We start from the raw sequence: 15996 nt of genomic DNA on the forward strand, positions 1-15996 counted from the left end.
TTCGCTATTCGGCGTTCTCGGCCAACCGCATCAGGCCGGCGCTGTCGCGCACCACGAGCTTCTGGCGCCCGCCCTCGACCAGCCCTCGCGTCTCCCAGGCGCTGAGGATGCGCGAGACCGTGTGCAGCGTCGTGCCCGTCATCTCCGCGATGTCGCGTCGCGAGATCGGAAAGTCGACCCGCATGCCGGCGCCGTCGCGCTTGCCCGCCTGCTCGACCAGCCGGAGCACGGCATGCGCGACGCGGCGCTCGACCTCTTCCGTCGACATCTCGCGAATGCGGGTATGCGCCTCGTCGAGGCGCTGGCCGATCGTGCGGATGGCATTCATCGCCAGATGCGGATTGCCCTCGACGAAGCTGTCCCAGGATTCGGTCGGCCAGGCGGCGACGAGGCTGTCGACCGCCGCCGTCGCCGTGCCCGGATAGTCGCTGCGGCCGAGCGCACGCGTGAAGCCGAAGAGATCGCCGGGATGGACGACGCGCACGATGATCTGCTGGCCGTCGCGCGTGACCTGCGTCACCTTCAGCCGGCCATGCAGCAGCAGGTAGAACGCCTTGGCCGGATCGCCCTGTTCGAAGACCGATTCGCCCAGCGGCACCCGGCGTGCGCTGGCCTGCACCGTCATGCGGTCGAGGTGTGCGTCGCTCATCTCCGCGAAAAGCGGGATGCTGCGCAGCACGCTGCGGTCCATTGCCAAGGTGATGGCCTTCCCCGGGGAGGCTTCGAGAACGGCCCGCGCCGAAGCCGGTGCCCAGCCCGGGATATGACCGCAATCGCCTGCGCCGTTCAAGTGCGTCACGATCACCCGGAAAGGGCGATCCGCAGCCCCGCCAGCGCACAGAGCAGCGCGGCGTAGCCGATCAGCGCGCCGGCAAGCGCACGGCTCTCGCGCTGCAGGCGCATGAAGCCGAGGACGACCAGCGACGCCTTCGCCAGGCTGAGGACGGCGATGGCGAGGCCGCGCGGTCCCGCCGGCAGGGTCATGGCCGCGAGCAGGCTCGCCCCTGTCGCGAGCAGAAGAGCGGCAAGGATCACGGAAAACGCGATGTCATGGAAGGAACGCTGCATCTCAGCCCAGATAGATGACCGGAAGGATCAGCAGCCAGACCAGATCGACCAGATGCCAGACCGTGGCGACCGCCGCGACCTGGCGCGGAACGGGCCGCCAGGCGACGAGGAGCAGCAGCACAGCCACGAACAGCACATGGGCGAGGTGGAAGCCGGTGATCAGGAAGTAGAGCTCCGGAAGCCGGCCCTGCTGTGTCGAAAGCGCCGGAATCTCGTGGCTGAAGGCAGCAAGCTTCAAGCCGCAGAAGACGAACCCTCCGAGCGCCGCGGCAACGAGACAGCGCCGCGGATGGCGACCGAAGGCCGCGCACGCCGCGAAGAAGCCGCTGGTCAGCAGCGTGGCCGTGGCGATGCCGGCAAGCGGCAGGTCGAGCTGGGCATGCAGGGCTGCCAGCGCCTGCCGATCGAGCAGGCCCAGAATCAGGAAGGCGCCGAGCAAGGCGCCGAAGACGACGAGCTCGCTCCAGACCAGGATCCAGAGCAGGAGCTCCATTCCGCCTTCGGCCGCCTCTCCCGAATCGTCGAGACGAGCGCTCGGTACAGTCACGCTCATGCCGGCAGCAGCTGCCTGAGGTTCGCGAGCAGCTTCTCGCGCCAGCCCGGCTCTTTCACGAGCCGGAATCCAAGATTGTCCGGAGGCGTGCCGGCCGAGCAGCCGCCGCTCTTCGGGTTGCGGATGAAGGAGGTCATCATCGCGCGATGCTGGCCCTCGACGACATAGATGCCGCAATTAGTCGTCTCGCCGATCTTGTTGCCGGCGGCGTCGAGCGAAATGCGACGCAGGCAGCTCCGTGTCCACTCCCAGACATTGCCGGCGATGTCGTGGACACCGTGCTCATTGGCGCCGAAGCTGCCGGTCGGGCGCGGCTTCGGTGTCCTCGCGGCCTTGCGGTTGGCCTCGCGCTCGTAATCGGCGAGCCAGCGCTGGGCCGGGTTGATGGCCTCGGGGTCGAGGCCGTTCGCATCGTCGACGAAGCGTGATCCCGCCGCATGCGCCCATTCCTGGTCGCTCGGCAGGCGCCAGACCTCGCCGGTCTCGCGCGACAGCCAGGCCGCATAATCGCTGGCATCGGCATGGCTGACGCCGATCACCGGCACGTCGCCGCGCGCCGCTGGGCTGTCGAGGCGCTTGCAGGCGCCTGCCGCGACGCAGCGGGCGTAATCAGCGGCGGTGACCTGATAGCGCATGATCTCGAGCGGCCCGTCGATCCTGACCGTGACGCGCGGCGCATCGACCAGCCGGCCGGCCCGGCTGTATTCGCCGTCGAGGCGGTGCAGCAGGGTAGCGGGCGGAATCGTCGCGGTCTGGGGCAGCGGAAAGCCCGGTGCCGGCCGCTGCATCGGCGCTGCCAGCAGGAGCGCCGCGGCGCCCGCCATGAACAGGAGGCCGAGCGAGGTCGTCAGCGCCGGCAGGGAGGGACGCAGTGTCGTGGCCATGATGGGCCGTTCCGTCTCGAAGAAGGGGGCCTCCCCGCCCGAAGGCGGGGAGGCAGGAGAGAGGCTAGATCCCGGCCGGGGCCACGACCTGCTTCATCAGGTCGTCGTTCCACTCGCCCTCGACCTTGAAGTGCCCGGCGGCGCCGAGTTCGAAGGCTTCGATCAGGTTGTGGTTGACGTAGGCGTAGATGCCCGGCTGCAGGAAGGTGTAGAGCGCCGCTCCCGCGCAGCCGCCGGGGATGAACCAGGTTTCGAGGTCGCGCTCCGGCGGGTTCCGGAACTTGCCGGTGGCCCAGACATAGTCGCCATGGCCGCCGATCAGGTGCGGGCGGGTGTCGCGGTTCGCCTGCGAATGCAGGATCAGCACGGTTTCGCCGACCTTGGCGGTGAGTGCGTTCTTGCCGGTCAGGGCGCCGACCTTGCCGTTGAAGACGACATGGCTCGGGATCAGCGTGCGCATCGCCTTGACCACGTCTTCATGCGACTCGCCGACGCTGGCATAGCGCTTGAACTTCCCATCCGCGTCACGCGGCACGTAGAAATCCTGCTCGCCGACATAATAGGCCTTGTCGTATTTCAGCGGCTTGCCCTGATGGTCCTTCAGCCCGTCGCGCGGCAGCACCGTGATGGCGCCGTTCATGCCCGCTGTGACGTGCCAGGGCACCATGCCAGGAGGGGCGCAATGATAGACGAACACGCCCGGCCTCGTCGCCTTCCAGCGCAGCACGACCTTCTCGCCCGGGTTGACCTCGGTCAGCCCGCCGCCGCCGAGCGCACCGGTCGACGAATGGAAGTCGATATTGTGCATCAGCTCGTTGGTATCGGCGTTGATCAGCGTCAGCTCGACATAGTCGCCCTCATGGACGACCATCATCGGGCCGGGAACCGTGCCGTTGAAAGTAAAGGCATAGGTTTCGGTGCCGGCGTCGTCGAGAATGATCTTCTTCTCGTGGATCGTCATCGTGAACTCGACGAGCTTCGGCCCGCCGGTCGCGACCTGCTCATGCGCATGCACGAAGGGGGGATCGACCAGCTTCGGCTTGATGCGCGGCAGCTTGGCGACGTCCGTTGCAGAGGCCTTGGTCATCACGGCCTGTGCCTGTGCCGGCGCGGTGGCCGCATGGACGATCGCCCCGGTGGCCGCTGCTCCCGCCAGGATGCTGCGGCGGGTCAGTTTGAGCTCTTCGCCCATGGCTTGCTTCCTTGTCCAACGACCGGTGATCGACCGGTCGAGAAGACTTTAGGGCAGGCGAGATTTTCTTCTTTGATGCAGCACAACATCTTTGACGATCTTGCCGCTCATTCGGCGGCGATCATCGCCGGCTCCCAGAGCGGCTCGTAGGTCAGCGTCACCTCGACTGTGGCGACGCCATCGACCCCGGCAGCAACGGCGGCGACGGCCTCCTTCAGGAAGCCGGAGAGCGGGCAGCCGCGGATGGTGGTGGTCATGACGATGCCCACCTGCCCCTCCGGCGTGGCGGCGATGTCGTAGATCAGGCCGAGATCAACGACGCTGCGTCCCATTTCGGGGTCGAGAACGTCTCGGAGCGCGATCTCGACCAGCCGCTCCAGCTTGCCACCCATCGTCAGTGGCCCGCACCGCCGCCGCCATGGCGGACGAGCAGGCGATAGGTCGTGCCGGCGGCATCGAAATTGCCGGCCCATTCATGCTCGCGCTTCGCCAGCTCGGGGAACAGGAACACCGGCTCGCGTGCCAGGAGCGCGAACAGGACATCGCCCGGCTGCAGGCTTTCGAGCGCCTCCAGTATCCGCACCATCGGCTCCGGCGGCTCGAGCTCGCAGAGGTCGAGCTCCAGCACCGGAACGCCCCAGAATGCCGCCGAGGAGCTGCTGCCGATCGCGACGCCGTCGCTGTCGTTCACGGTCGCCACGGGCGAGAACACCACCTCCCAGCCGCCATCCCCCAGGGCCCGGTCGCTGGCGGCATAGCCGCGATTGGCCATCACGGAGAACAGCGGCACCGGCCGAAACGGCGCGATCAGCCGCAGCGACTGGCCGGGCGAAAGCGCGCCGACCGCGTCCATGATTGCCTGGAACGGCTCCTCGCCGGCCCGCAGCATCGGCCGGACGTCAAGCTCGCGGGCTGGCAATGCGTCGGCTGTCGACATGGGAGGGGCTCCTTTGATCGATACGTGCCAGCAGCATCCGGGGGCGCTCCTGCGCCACCGGCCTGTCTGCCGCCTTGATTTCAGATAAACGGCGCACGCGGGCGAGCTCCGCGACGATGCCGGCGGTTCCCGCCAGGCAGAACAGCATGGCCCAGCGGAAGCCGGTGGCGCCACCGGCGGCAAGCGCGGCGCCGCCTCCCGCCACCCCGGCATAATAGGACAGGAACCACCAGCCGGTCCGCGGCATCGCCACGAGGTCCCCGACACGCGGTGCCGGGCCGCGCCCGAGCCGCGGCGCATAGGTTTCGAGCCACGTCATGAAGGAGACGATCTTCACCAGCTGCGCCAGCGTCAACCCGCCGAGCCATCCCAGGGCCAGGAGAAAGACCAGCGCCGCGATCAATCCGTCAGTGGCGCCGCCAGCCACCGCCGCGGGCAGCAGCACGATGCCGAGGCCGAGCGCGGCGAAGGCCGGCAGGCTCCCGAGCATGTTGATCTCGAGTGCCTTGCGCCGGCGCCCCCGATAGAGCGCGAGCATGTCCCGCCCGTAGAAGCCGCTCGCCAGCACGAGCAGGCCGAGCGCGGCGACGACCAGCGCCGTGCCGGGCTCGAAGCCGGCAAAGGGAGCGACGAGCCCGCCGGACGCCAAAGCGAGCCCGAGGCCGGCCAAAAGCATCACCGGCAAGACCCGGCGCGCGGGCGGCTCAGGCGCCATCATGAACATGACGAAGAGCTTGTAGCTGACGCCGAAGGCAATCAGGCCGAGCCATCCGCCGAAGCCGAGCAACGCATGAAAGGGCAATCCGTCCGGCAGCAGCGCGACCGCTCCTAACCAACCACCGCGCCCGGCGAGGAGCGCTGCGAAGGCCGCGCCGCTCAGCACCGTGGCCGCGAGGCAGGCGAGGCCGAGCAGGATAAAGCGCGAGAACAGCGTGACCGGGCGCACATTGAACAACGTCGCACCCAGCATCAGGCCGATCAGCGCGAAGCCGACGAGCAGCCCAGCCGCCGCCAGCGGCAGCAGATCGAGCGGGGCGTTGATCCAGCCCGCGAGCACCGCAAAACCACCGCACAGCAGCAGCAGGCCCGTGACGAGCGAAAGCAGAGCCGGCAGGGCGAGCGCCGGAAAGGCCAGCGGCCGGGAGACCAGGACGGGGACGAATTGCAGCAGCGCCCCCGCCATGGCGAGGCTGAGCCAGCCGATCGCCATGAGATGGACGACGACGAGCGTCGCCGGCTCGGCCAGGCCTGCGGCCGGATAGCCGATACCGGCGACGGCGAGAGCTTCCGCCGCGAGCAGGAAGGCCAGCGCGGCGGCGAAATAGCTCATCGTCCAGCGGGACAGCGACGCCGTCGGCATGGCTGCGGTCTCCCGGAGGCGGAGGGAGGCTTCAGTGGCCGCAGGTGCAGGAATGGCCTTCGTCATGGCCGCCGCAATCGGCGGCATGCTCCGCTTCGTTGCGGCCGATCTCGACCTGCCAGAGATCGGGGCCCGGCACGATATAGGCCCAGGAATAGGCGCCCGGATAGCGCGCCTCGATCTGGCGGCGCAGGGGCGCGGGGTCGTGGTCGTTGACGATGCTGAAGGCCTCTCCCGGCTCCAGGCGCTCCAGGATACCGAAGATCGTCGCATGGCGGACGGGCGGCGGGATCATGCGCACGTCAAGCGGCTCGAGAGGCAGGTTGGTCATGGTTCCGGCTCCGTTGGCGGCCCCGGATGCGGGGCATCGCGAAAACCTAGCCGGGCCGCCAACGCGGCAGGTTGTCGAAGCTCAAACAAGCCGGCACCGGCCGCCTCACTGTTCGACGTAGAGCAGCACGGCAATGGCGAGCGACATCAAGACGGCGGCGGCGACGCCGCCCTTCTGCAAGACACCCATGCGGTGGAGCATCACCGCCATCACGATGATCGCGGGCGTGGCGACGACGAGGCCCATCTGTGCATCGGTCATGGAATCGTCCTCAGAGGCTGATGTCGCATCATCTGTTCCGAAAGCCGGCTCTGGCTTTTCGGAGTCGTGCTCACGCAGCGAGCGCGCGATAGATCGCCGGCAGGGCCGCCGGCAGGCGGTCGAGCTTCGACACCACGGCATGGCCGTTGCGGCCGAAGAGATGCGGGATATAGGCCCGCGATTCCCGGTCGACCGTGACGGCGAAGACGCAGATGCCGGCGCGCCGCGCCTCGATCACCGCCATGCGCGTGTCCTCCATGGCGAAGCGGCCCTCATAGTGGTCGATGTCGTTGGGCTTGCCGTCGGTCAGGACGAGCAGCAGCTTGCGCCGGTCGGGCCGCGCCTTGAGCCCGGCCGCAGCGTGACGGATCGCGGCGCCGATGCGGGTGTAGTAGCCGGGTTTGAGCGCGGCGATGCGCGCCTCCACCGCCGGCCCCATCGGCTCGTCGAACCGCTTCAACGTCTCGATCCGGACCCAGTCGCGCCGGCGCGAGGTGAAGGTCAGGATCTCCTGGCGGTCGCCGCAGGCGGCAAGGCCATGGGCGAAGACGGTGAGCGCCTGCTTCTCGACGTCGAGCACGCGCAGGTCGTCGAACCAGGAATCGGTCGAGAGCGAGACGTCCATCAGCGTGGTCACGGCGAGGTCGTGCGCCTGCGGCCGCGTCGCGCGGTGGATGCGCTCGCTGCCCGGCCCGCCGGCGGCGAGATCCGCCTGGCGGCGCACGACGGCGTCGAGATCGAGGTCCGGGCCGTCGAGCTGGCCGCGCTGCGGCTCGCGCAGGGGGCGCAACGCCTCGAACTGGCGGCGAACCTGGCGCACCAGCGCGCGCGTCGCAGCATCCTGCACCGGTGGCACGAGCTCCTGCCGGGCGGCGGCGGCCAGCACCCGGCAGTGGTTCTCGTGATAGCTCGCGCTGCGGAAATCCCATTCCGGATAGGTCAGCGCACCGGCGAGCGCGGCGTCGTCGATCGCTTCCGGCGGCAGGTCGAGATCGAAGCGGAAGCGCGAGGCCGGCCGACCCTTTCGCTCGCTCAGTACCATGTCGTCGAGCTCATCCGCGGCTTCCGGATCGTGCTCCTCGCTGTCGTCGGAAGGCCGGTCGACCGCCACCATCTCCGACATTGCCAGGATCTTCTCGAAGCGGTTGAGGATGAACGGACTGCGCTCGCGCCATTCCTCCGCCGTCTCGTCGCGGCCGGCGGCATAGGCTTTCATCTGCTCCTCGGCCTTGGCCGAGGCGGGAGGAGGCTGGTCCTCGTCGCGCCGGCGCGTTCGGATCGGATCGGCCGCGCTCGACAGGGGCCAGAGCGGCACGCCGAGCGCCGGCAGGTAGCCGGGAGGCGCCTTCCGAGGCCAGCCGCCGGCGGCGATGTCGATCTGCTCGCCGCAGAGCAGCGCGCGCACCAACGCCTCGACCTTCGCTTCGGTCGCCGGCAAGCCGGCACGACGCCGGCCGACGAGCGTCGCCGCCGCCAGCCGGCGATAGACCGGCGCCAGCCCGGGGAAGGCGGCGAGCACGCTGCCGACGAGCCGGCTCGCGGCCGCGAGCAGGGCGAGGTCGCGCCGCAGCGGATCGCTCTCGACCACGGGCCGCGGCCGCATCGCCGCCATGCAGGCGGCGAGCCAGACATAGAGCTCGCGATTGAGTTCCGTCTCGGGAAAGAGCGCGATCTCGGTGGGCAACTGCAGGCTGTCCGGCGTGCGCAGCGGCTGCGCAAGCCTTTCCTCGCCGAGCCCGACGCGCTGGCGCAGATTGAGCCGATGGCTGGCGACACGCCCGCGTGCCGGGACGATCTTGACGCCGGGCTCGCCGCCGAAGCCGCGGAAGCAGACGGCGAGCGTCGGCGCGATCGCCGCCAGCGTCACCGCCGCCTGCGGGTGATGCGGCAGGCTCGCGGTCTCGCCGACCAGCTTGTGCCAGAACCGCCCGACCGTCTCTTCCAGCTCGAGGAAGTCCAGCATCGTGTCGACCTCCTAAGCGAGCATCGCGCGGGCGACCTCGGCCAGCCCGGCCTTGATCTCCGGCTCGTCGGTCAGCGGCTCGATGATGGCGGCCATCACGGCCTCCGCCCGCGGCAGGCCTGCGGCGATCAGGCTCGCGGCATAGACGATCAGGCGGGTCGAGACGCCCTCTTCGATATCCTGTCCCTTGAGCGTGCGCAGGCGCCGGGCGAGGTCGACCAGCGGCGCGACCGCGCCTTCATCCAGCCCGCTCTCCTGCGCCACCACCATGATCTCCTGCTCGCGGGGCAGGAAGTCGAAGCTGATCGAGACGAAGCGCTGGCGGGTCGAGGGCTTCAGGCTCTTCAGCAGGTTCTGGTAGCCGGGGTTGTAGGACACCGCGATCATGAAGGCGGGCGGGGCGGCGAGCACTTCGCCGGTGCGCTCCAGCGGCAGGATGCGCCGGTCGTCGGTGAGCGGATGCAGCACCACCGCGACGTCCTTGCGGGCCTCGACGATCTCGTCGAGATAGCACAGCCCGCCCTCGCGCACGGCCCGGGTCAGCGGCCCGTCGACCCAGACGGTCTCGCCGCCCTTGAGCAGGTGCCGCCCGGTCAGGTCGGCGGCCGAGAGGTCGTCATGGCAGACGACGGTGAAGAGCGGCAGGCCGAGGCGCGCGGCCATATGGGCGATGAAGCGCGTCTTGCCGGAGCCGGTCGGTCCCTTGAGGAGGAGCGGCAGGCGCCATTCCCAGGCCTTCTCGAACAGGAAGCGCTCGTTGCCGGAGGCGGTGTAGGCGGGGATGTCGACCGTGTCGGCTGCCGCGGGCATGTCGACGGGCAGGCGCGGGATCATGTTCATTTGGAACGTCCTTGCGACGGAATTGGGCGGCGGCCCGCCGGCCAGAGCCGGCGGGCAAGGGGCGTCAATCCTGGGCGTCACTCCGCCGGCTGGGGCAGCGCGGTCGGTTCGGCCTGGCGTTCACGGCCGGGCACCAGAACTGCCCAGACGAACATCAGCGCCGAAATCACGACGACCACGCCGGAGCCGAGCCTGATCCAGTAGAACAGCGCGACCTGGTCCTGGACGTCCATGAAGGACTGACCGAGCACGCGCTGGAGATGGACCTGGACGACGCCGGCGAAGGTCAGCGCGAAGGTCATCACCGACATGGCGGTGCACATCATCCAGAAGCTCGTGATCGAGAGCCACTGGTTGTACGGCGCGCGGCCCTTCAGCTCGGGGATGGCGTAGGCCATGATGGCGAGGTTCAGCATCACATAGGCGCCGAAGAAGGCGAGGTGGCCATGTGCGGCGGTGACCTGCGTTCCGTGGGTGTAGTAGTTCACCGAGGACAGCGTGTGCAGGAAGCCCCAGACGCCGGCGCCGAAGAAGGCCATCACCGAGCAGCCGATCGACCACAGCAGCGCTGCCTTGTTGGGATGGTTGCGGCCCGCCTTCCAGGTCATCTGGAAGGTGAAGATCACCATGGTGAAGAAGGGCGCGACCTCGAGCGTCGAGAACAGCGAGCCGATCCACTGCCAGTATCCGGGCGCACCGATCCAGTAATAATGATGGCCGGTGCCGAGGATGCCGGAGAACAGGGCCAGCCCGACGATAACGTAGAGCCACTTCTCGACGACCTCGCGATCGACACCGTTGAGCTTGATCATCAGGAAGGCCAGGATCGAGGCCATGATCAGCTCCCAGACGCCTTCCACCCAGAGATGGATGACGTACCACCAGTACATCTTGTCCAGCGCCAGGTTGATGGGGTTGTAGAAGGCGAAGAGGAAGAAAATCGCCAGCCCCCACATGCCGAAGAGCAGAATGTTGGTGACGGTGGTCTTGCGGCCCTTCAGCGAGGTCATGGTGATGTTGAACAGGAACATCAGCACGACGACGACGATGCCGACCTTGATCGCGAAGGGCTGCTCGAGGAATTCGCGCCCCTCATGGATGCGGAAGAGGTAGCCGACCACCGCGATCGCCGCCGCGGTGAAGAACAGCCAGAACTGGATGACCGCGAGCTTGCGGCTGTAGATCTCGGTCTGCGCCTCTTCCGGCAGGAGGTAGTAGGTCGCGCCCATGAAGCCGAGCAGCAGCCACACCACCAGCGCGTTGGTGTGGATCATGCGCACGATGTTGAAGGGCAGCAGCTCGGAAAGCGTGTTGGGCAGGACATAGATCAGCCCCGCGACGACCCCGAAGGCGACCTGCGCGACGAACAGGGCGAGTGCCCCGTAGAAATAGAGCAGCGCGACATTCTGGGTCTCGTATCTCGTCGTGTTGTAGCCTGGCATGGCTCTCTCCTGTCGCGACGTCTCAGCCGGCATCGTTGGGTGGCCATTTCTGGGTGTTGATCCGGCTTGCCCATTCGAGGAAGTCGGCAAGGTCGTTGTGTTCCTGATCGGTCAGGTTGAACTGGGGCATCTGGCGCCGGCCTTCGATTCCGGTCGGCTGTGCCGCCATCCAGGCCTTCAGGCTCTCGCGTGCCCCGGCCGGGTCCTTGTCGCCGCCATAGCGCTTCCAGACATTGCCGACCTCGGGCGCGAAATAGGCGCCCTCGCCGAGCAGCGTGTGGCAGTTGATGCAGGAGTTGCGCTCCCACACATGCTTGCCGCGGGCGACCGCCGGGGTGAGCGTGCTCTCGTCGGTGGATTGGGTCCGGATGAACCAGTGACTATGGGCGGTGAGCCCGACGAAGATGGCGAAGAAGAAGATCGATCCGCCGTAAAAGACATTTCGGGCTCCCGCCTTTGTCAGACGTTCGGCCATGCGTTCACCCTTCCCTTGCCAGCATTTGCGGGGCGGCACCGGCAGAGCCGGCTCAAGCACCCCGCATGCCGACGGCAAGGGGGCGCAGTGGTGATAGCGAGCCGCGTCGGGGGCTTCTTTGCGCTTCGGCAAACAGCACGAAGGCCCTGCCGGAGGCCGGCGGTGCATGCACGGCGCCGCGGCTCTCAGGCTGCAGGGCCGGCTTCTGTGCCGTTCGCCAGGCGCATCAGTGCGGGAATGTCCCGCACCATCAGCGTCCGCCGTCCGCTGGCGATCACGCCCTGGCGCTCCCAGCGCGTCAGGATGCGCGAGACGTTATGCAGGGTCGTGCCCGTCAACCCGGCAAGATCCTGCCGCGTGATCGGGAAATCGATCCGGACACCGCCGGCTTCTTCCCGCCCTGCCTGGTCGATCAATCGCAGGACGCTGTGGCCGATGCGCCTGGACACATCCAGGGAAGCGATTTCGACGAAACGGTCCTGGGCATCGGTCAGCCCGTGCTCGAGGATCTGGACCAGGCAGAGCGCCACGGCCGGCATGTCCTGGACGAGCCGTTGCCAGCGCGGCGCCGGCCAGACCGCGAGCGTCACATCCTGCAACGCGCTTGCCGTCGTGCCATGCCGGTGCCCGCGCATGCCGCGGCCGAGGTCGAAAAGTTCGCCAGGATGGACGATCCGCAGCACCACTGCCTCGCGCCCCCAGCCGCTCCGCACCAGCTTGATGCGCCCCGACAGGACGAGGAATATCTCGTTTACCGGCTCGCCCTGGGTGAAGGCGCGCTCGTCGGCCAGCAGGGTCCGCAAGGACGCAGCCGCCGCGACGCTGCGCCGGTCACGGACGGACAGGGACGCGAAGGCGGGTAGCCGGCGCAGGATGTCGGGATCGATGGTCATGGCCGCTCGGATCGGCTTGCCAGACACCGTGTGCGGTCCGCTGTCGGCGTGCGCTTGGGAAACGGGCGCCTTTCCCGAGCGTCGGCGAGATCGAGCCTCGGCAAGATCACGCGCACGCAAGAACGGCGCCATGCCAGCGTAGATAGGCGGCATTCGCGCTATCCTCTTTGCGTTATGTCAAAGACGACAGCGCGATGAGCCTGCAGTGTCGCAGACGCGATGGACAACACCGCCAAGATCGATATTCTCTTTAATCGATCTCTAAACAGACTCCCGGCAGGAGTTGTGAACGCCGGTGCCGAAAGGGCAGGAGATGACGACCGAGACCGCGAAGGTGAGCGGCCCGGAGGCTGCGCCCGACAAGCCGACCCGGCGTGCCGAACTCTTGGCTTTCCTGACCTTGGCCGTCCTGATCTGGCCCGTCGTCACGGTCGGCTTCGTCGGTGGTTACGGCTTTCTTGTCTGGATGTATCAGATCGTTTTCGGCCCGCCCGGCCCTCCGCAGTGAGAGGGGTTCGCCATGGACGGATCCACGATCGATCTCGGGCGCCGCGGCTTCCTCACCGGACGGCGCAAATCGCTTCCCGACAGCATTCGCCCGCCGTGGTCGCGGGAGGCCTCGATCGCTGCTGCCTGCACGGGTTGCGGCGCCTGCGTGCCCGCCTGCCCGCAGCACATCATCACGCTAGACCGCGATAGCCGCCCCGCCTTGGCATTCGAGACGGCCGAGTGCAGCTTCTGCGGCGCCTGCGCGCAAGCCTGTCCCGAGCCGGTGTTCGACCTTGCCATCGCCGCCTTCCCCCATGGCGTGGCGATCGGCACGCAGTGCTTCGCCCAGCGTGGCATCGTCTGCCAGAGCTGCGGCGACGCCTGTCCGGAAAGCGCCATCCGCTTCCGCCCCCGGCTCGGCGGCCCTGCCCTCCCGGAGATCGCCGCTGATCGCTGCAGCGGCTGCGGCGCCTGCATTGCCGCGTGCCCGGCAAGCGCCATGAGCGCGACTGTTCGGAGCATGGAGGCCGCCCATGTCTGAGCCCTCCAGCCCGCGCTTCCATCACATCTCGAGCGCCGTCGTCTCGGCCCTTCCGGTCCATCTCGACGCGGTCCTCGCCGAAATCGGCCGCATGCCCGACACCGAGATTCACCGGGTCGAGAACGGCAAGATCGTCATCGTGCTCGAGGGTGCAAGCACCGGCGTGATCGGCAACCGGCTCGCCGCCATCGGCCTGATCGAAGGCGTGCTTTCGGCCAACATGGTGTTCGAGCAGATCGAAGACCTCGACGACCTTGGAGTAGACCCATGACCGTGTCCCGTCGCGACATGCTGAAGGCGCAGGCAGCCGGCGTTGCCGCGCTCGCCGCCAATATGAGCGTCCCGGCCGGCGCCCAGCCGGTTTCGGGTGGCATCGACAGCCTGCAGATCAAGTGGTCCAAGGCGCCCTGCCGGTTCTGCGGCACCGGCTGCGGCGTCATGGTCGGCGTCAAGGAAGGCCGCGTCATCGCCACGCATGGCGACATGAAGGCCGAGGTCAACCGCGGCCTCAACTGCATCAAGGGCTATTTCCTCTCCAAGATCATGTACGGCAGCGACCGGCTGACCCAACCGCTGCTGCGCAAGAGGAACGGCGTCTACGCCAAGGACGGTGAGTTCACCCCGGTTTCCTGGGAGGAGGCCTTCGACACCATGGCCGCCAAGGCCAAGGAGACGCTGAAGGCCAAGGGACCGACCGCGCTCGGCATGTTCGGCTCGGGCCAGTGGACGATCTTCGAGGGCTATGCCGCGACCAAGCTGATGCGGGCCGGATTCCGCTCCAACAACCTCGACCCCAACGCCCGCCACTGCATGGCCTCGGCCGCCTACGCCTTCATGCGCACCTTCGGCATGGACGAGCCGATGGGCTGCTATGACGACTTCGAACATGCCGACGCCTTCGTGCTCTGGGGCTCGAACATGGCGGAGATGCACCCGATCCTGTGGACGCGGCTGACGGATCGGAGGCTCGGCCATCCCCACGTCAAGGTCGCGGTGCTCTCGACCTTCACCCATCGCAGCTCGGACCTCGCCGACATCCCGATCGTGTTCAAGCCGGGCACGGACCTGGCGATCCTGAACTACATCGCCAACCACATCATCTCGACCGGGAAGATGAACAAGGACTTCGTCGAGAAGCACACGACCTTCGTCAAGGGCGCGACCGACATCGGCTACGGCCTGCGCCCCGACGATCCGCGCGAGGTCAAGGCGCGCAAGGCCGCCGACGTGACGGCGACGACGCCGATCGACTTCGAGGCCTTCGCAGCCTCGGTCAAGGAGTACACGCTGGAGAAGGTCTCGGCCCTGAGCGGCGTCGAACCGGGCTTCCTGCAGCAGCTCGCCGAACTCTACGCCGATCCCAAGCGCAAGGTCATGTCGCTCTGGACGATGGGTTTCAACCAGCATGTGCGCGGCGTCTGGGCCAACCAGATGGTCTACAACCTGCACCTGCTGACGGGTAAGATCTCGGAGCCCGGCAACAGCCCGTTCTCGCTCACCGGCCAGCCCTCCGCCTGTGGCACTGCGCGCGAGGTCGGCACCTTCGCCCATCGCCTGCCCGCCGACATGACGGTGGTGAACCCCGAGCACCGCAAGCATGCCGAGGAGATCTGGCGGATCCCGCACGGGATCATTCCGGACAAGCCGGGCTACCACGCCGTCGAGCAGGACCGGATGCTCAAGGACGGCAAGCTGAATTTCTACTGGATCCAGGTCAACAACAACCTCCAGGCCGCGCCCAACAGCAGCAACGAGACCTATCCGGGCTATCGCAACCCCGAGAATTTCATCGTCGTCTCGGATGCCTATCCGACGGTGACGGCGATGGCGGCCGACCTGATCCTGCCCGCCGCGATGTGGGTCGAGAAGGAAGGCGCCTACGGCAATGCCGAGCGGCGCACCCATGTCTGGCACCAGCTGGTCGACGCGCCGGGTCAGGCGCGCTCCGATCTCTGGCAGCTGATGGAGTTCTCGAAGCGCTTCACGACCGACGAGGTCTGGCCGAAGGAAATCCTCGACGCCAGCCCGAACTACCGCGGCAAGACGCTGTTCGACGTGCTCTTCAAGAACGGGCAGGTCGACCGCTTCGCGCTCGCCGAGATCGACCCCGGCTACGAGAACCTGGAAGCGAAGCATTTCGGCTTCTACGTGCATAAGGGGCTGTTCGAGGAGTATGCCGCCTTCGGCCGTGGCCACGGCCACGATCTCGGCCCCTACGACCTCTACCATGAGGTGCGCGGCCTGCGCTGGCCGGTGGTCGGCGGCAAGGAGACGCTCTGGCGCTACCGCGAGGGCCTCGACCCTTACGTCAAGCCGGGCAAGGGCGTCGAGTTCTACGGCAACAAGGACGGCAAGGCCCGCATCATCGCGGTTCCCTACGAGCCGCCGGCGGAAAGCCCCGATGCCGATTTCGACCTCTGGCTGGTCACCGGCCGCGTGCTGGAACACTGGCATTCCGGTTCCATGACCATGCGCGTGCCCGAGCTGTACAAGGCCTTCCCCGGCGCACGCTGCTTCATGCATCCCGACGACGCCCGCAAGCGCGGGCTCAACCAGGGTGCCGAGATCCGTGTGATCTCGCGCCGGGGCGAGATGCGTACCCGCGTCGAGACGCGCGGGCGCAATCGCATGCCGGAGGGCGTCGTCTTCGTGCCCTGGTTCGACGCGAGCCAGCTCATCAACAAGACGACGCTCGACGCCACCGATCCCATCTCCAAGCAAACGGATTTCAAGAAATGCGCGGTCAAGATCCTGGCGGTCTGAGCCT

General features: G+C 67.7%; 19 protein-coding genes. 4 read left to right on the forward strand and 15 right to left on the reverse strand.

Annotated elements, in window-relative coordinates; translation table 11 throughout:
• Positions 1-4 precede the first annotated feature (4 nt).
• The 15 genes from ASE63_RS07065 to ASE63_RS07130 form a co-directional block, all read right to left on the reverse strand.
• Positions 5-697 (reverse strand): Crp/Fnr family transcriptional regulator, encoded by a 693-nt coding sequence (locus tag ASE63_RS07065; RefSeq protein ID WP_056798946.1) that lies wholly within the window; start codon positions 695-697, stop codon positions 5-7.
• A gap of 104 nt (positions 698-801) precedes the next feature.
• Positions 802-1068 (reverse strand): cytochrome C oxidase subunit IV family protein, encoded by a 267-nt coding sequence (locus ASE63_RS07070; protein ID WP_056798630.1) that lies wholly within the window; start codon positions 1066-1068, stop codon positions 802-804.
• A 1-nt stretch (position 1069) separates the two neighbouring features.
• The gene (locus tag ASE63_RS07075) at positions 1070-1621 is read right to left on the reverse strand and encodes a cytochrome c oxidase subunit 3 family protein (protein WP_244491317.1); all 552 of its coding nucleotides are present in this window, start codon (positions 1619-1621) and stop codon (positions 1070-1072) included.
• Positions 1618-2505, reverse strand: a complete 888-nt coding sequence (locus ASE63_RS07080; protein WP_056798637.1) for an SUMF1/EgtB/PvdO family nonheme iron enzyme — start codon at positions 2503-2505, stop codon at positions 1618-1620. The genes ASE63_RS07075 and ASE63_RS07080 overlap by 4 nt, the downstream gene beginning before the upstream one ends.
• Positions 2506-2569: 64 nt before the next feature.
• The gene (nirK, locus tag ASE63_RS07085; RefSeq protein WP_056798640.1) at positions 2570-3697 is read right to left on the reverse strand and encodes a copper-containing nitrite reductase; all 1128 of its coding nucleotides are present in this window, start codon (positions 3695-3697) and stop codon (positions 2570-2572) included.
• A 107-nt stretch (positions 3698-3804) separates the two neighbouring features.
• Positions 3805-4089: an iron-sulfur cluster assembly protein gene (locus ASE63_RS07090; protein WP_056798642.1), complete on the reverse strand. Its 285-nt coding sequence runs from the start codon at positions 4087-4089 to the stop codon at positions 3805-3807.
• 2 nt (positions 4090-4091) lie between these two features.
• Complete coding sequence (locus ASE63_RS07095; protein ID WP_056798646.1) at positions 4092-4634, reverse strand: DUF2249 domain-containing protein; 543 nt, start codon at positions 4632-4634, stop codon at positions 4092-4094.
• A complete protein-coding gene (locus ASE63_RS07100; RefSeq protein ID WP_156410229.1) occupies positions 4597-5994 on the reverse strand; it encodes a hypothetical protein in 1398 nt (465 codons plus the stop codon). The genes ASE63_RS07095 and ASE63_RS07100 overlap by 38 nt, the downstream gene beginning before the upstream one ends.
• Before the next feature lie 31 nt (positions 5995-6025).
• Complete coding sequence (locus tag ASE63_RS07105) at positions 6026-6325, reverse strand: DUF2249 domain-containing protein (protein ID WP_056798651.1); 300 nt, start codon at positions 6323-6325, stop codon at positions 6026-6028.
• A gap of 105 nt (positions 6326-6430) precedes the next feature.
• Entirely contained in the window at positions 6431-6586 is a 156-nt protein-coding gene (locus ASE63_RS27875) for a hypothetical protein (protein ID WP_200962535.1), read from the reverse strand.
• Between the two features lie 70 nt (positions 6587-6656).
• Positions 6657-8549, reverse strand: coding sequence for a VWA domain-containing protein (locus tag ASE63_RS07110; RefSeq protein ID WP_056798657.1), 1893 nt, complete (start codon positions 8547-8549; stop codon positions 6657-6659).
• 12 nt (positions 8550-8561) lie between these two features.
• The gene (locus ASE63_RS07115) at positions 8562-9359 is read right to left on the reverse strand and encodes a CbbQ/NirQ/NorQ/GpvN family protein (RefSeq protein ID WP_156410236.1); all 798 of its coding nucleotides are present in this window, start codon (positions 9357-9359) and stop codon (positions 8562-8564) included.
• 107 nt (positions 9360-9466) lie between these two features.
• A complete protein-coding gene (locus ASE63_RS07120; RefSeq protein ID WP_056798662.1) occupies positions 9467-10831 on the reverse strand; it encodes a cbb3-type cytochrome c oxidase subunit I in 1365 nt (454 codons plus the stop codon).
• Positions 10832-10853: 22 nt separating this feature from the next.
• Positions 10854-11306, reverse strand: a complete 453-nt coding sequence (locus ASE63_RS07125; RefSeq protein ID WP_056798664.1) for a cytochrome c — start codon at positions 11304-11306, stop codon at positions 10854-10856.
• A 185-nt stretch (positions 11307-11491) separates the two neighbouring features.
• On the reverse strand, positions 11492-12199 hold the full coding sequence (locus ASE63_RS07130) for a Crp/Fnr family transcriptional regulator (protein ID WP_056798669.1): 708 nt from the start codon (positions 12197-12199) through the stop codon (positions 11492-11494).
• 313 nt (positions 12200-12512) lie between these two features.
• Here ASE63_RS07130 and napE point away from each other — a divergent pair, with 313 nt between their 5' ends.
• The 4 genes from napE to napA are packed head-to-tail and all read left to right on the forward strand — an operon-like array spanning position 12513 to position 15992.
• Entirely contained in the window at positions 12513-12707 is a 195-nt protein-coding gene (gene napE / locus ASE63_RS07135; protein WP_056798949.1) for a periplasmic nitrate reductase, NapE protein, read from the forward strand.
• Between the two features lie 12 nt (positions 12708-12719).
• Positions 12720-13229: a ferredoxin-type protein NapF gene (gene napF, locus ASE63_RS07140; protein ID WP_056798672.1), complete on the forward strand. Its 510-nt coding sequence runs from the start codon at positions 12720-12722 to the stop codon at positions 13227-13229.
• On the forward strand, positions 13222-13500 hold the full coding sequence (locus ASE63_RS07145) for a chaperone NapD (RefSeq protein WP_056798675.1): 279 nt from the start codon (positions 13222-13224) through the stop codon (positions 13498-13500). The genes napF and ASE63_RS07145 overlap by 8 nt, the downstream gene beginning before the upstream one ends.
• The gene (gene napA, locus ASE63_RS07150; protein ID WP_056798679.1) at positions 13497-15992 is read left to right on the forward strand and encodes a periplasmic nitrate reductase subunit alpha; all 2496 of its coding nucleotides are present in this window, start codon (positions 13497-13499) and stop codon (positions 15990-15992) included. Before ASE63_RS07145 ends, napA begins: the two co-directional genes overlap by 4 nt.
• Positions 15993-15996 lie beyond the last annotated feature (4 nt).

Source organism: Allobosea sp. Root381, from assembly GCF_001429395.1.
Lineage (GTDB): Bacteria > Pseudomonadota > Alphaproteobacteria > Rhizobiales > Beijerinckiaceae > Allobosea.